This window comes from Tannerella forsythia (genome assembly GCF_003860135.1).
GTDB classification, from domain to species: domain Bacteria; phylum Bacteroidota; class Bacteroidia; order Bacteroidales; family Tannerellaceae; genus Tannerella; species Tannerella forsythia_A.
In genome coordinates, this window is sequence record NZ_RQYN01000146.1 from 1 (window position 1) to 1,042 (window position 1,042).

Sequence of the window (1,042 nt, forward strand, 5' to 3'; positions counted from 1 at the left end):
ACGGGATGGGGCTGAAATATATCGGGCTTTCAGCCCTTATGTTCCCTTGCGGGCGTTGAGGGGTTTGATTGTTGAGTTGTTTAATTGTTGAGTTGTTTGCCGTGTAGGGGCGAACCTGTGTGTTCGCCCTTCGATGGCGTGGATATGAACATCCCCCTTACCCCCTTCAAAGGGGGAAGAGCGAAGCGAAGGGGGATGTCATCCCTTCGAAGGGGGGAATTTACGATGTTCCGAACGCAAATGAACACAAATGGCGCAAATGAACGCAAATGAACGAAAAGTGAAAAGTGAAAAGTGAAAAGTGAAAAGTAAAGCAAAGTAGTCAAAGGTAGTCAGAGTAGTAAAGAATAACCATTGACAACTGACAATTAAATTAGTGCAACTTGTCATAAACTTGTGCAACTTGTGGTATCTGAATGCTGATGACTGACTGCTGAATAACAACTGACAATTAACAATCAAATTCGCGTCATTTGCGTCATTTGCGTTCTGATAACCTGCCAACACGACACAAAAATAAGGGCGAACACACAGGTTCGCCCCTACATTGCTACATTTTTCACTCTTCACTTTTCGTTTTTCACTTCACAAGGATCTTCGTTACTCGCTCTCCTACGCGCACCAGATACACGCCCGGGGGCAACGGCTGAATATGGTCACCGGCGGGGAGGAAGAGCGTTTTCACCATCGCGCCGCTGACATGATATAGATGTACCGTCTCGGGCGAGGGGAGCGTCAGGCGTAAGGCTCCGTCGGCGGCGAAGACGCGCAGGCCGTCGACCGTTTCGTTGGCTACGGTGCTGATCACGTCGAGGAGGCAGGTGGCGTTGACGCCGCTGCCGTCGCGGGCGGTGGCTGTCAGGGTAGCTTTGCCTTTCTTATGGATGGTCACGAGGCCTTGGGCGTCGACCGTGGCGACGGAGGGGTTGTTGGTGGCCCATGTCACGGACTTGTCGGCCGCGTCGGCGGGGAGGATTTCGACGATTTCGAGCCGGAAGGTGGCGATCCCGTTGGCCACGAACGCGGGATGGTTGAGCGTCAG

At 52.5% G+C, this 1,042-nt stretch carries 1 protein-coding gene; it reads right to left on the minus strand.

Going from position 1 to position 1,042, the window contains the following annotated elements; genetic code table 11:
- Positions 1-580: 580 nt before the first annotated feature.
- The gene (locus EII41_RS14700; protein ID WP_317615879.1) at positions 581-1,018 is read right to left on the minus strand and encodes an Ig-like domain-containing protein; all 438 of its coding nucleotides are present in this window, start codon (positions 1,016-1,018) and stop codon (positions 581-583) included.
- Between the last annotated feature and the right edge of the window lie 24 nt (positions 1,019-1,042).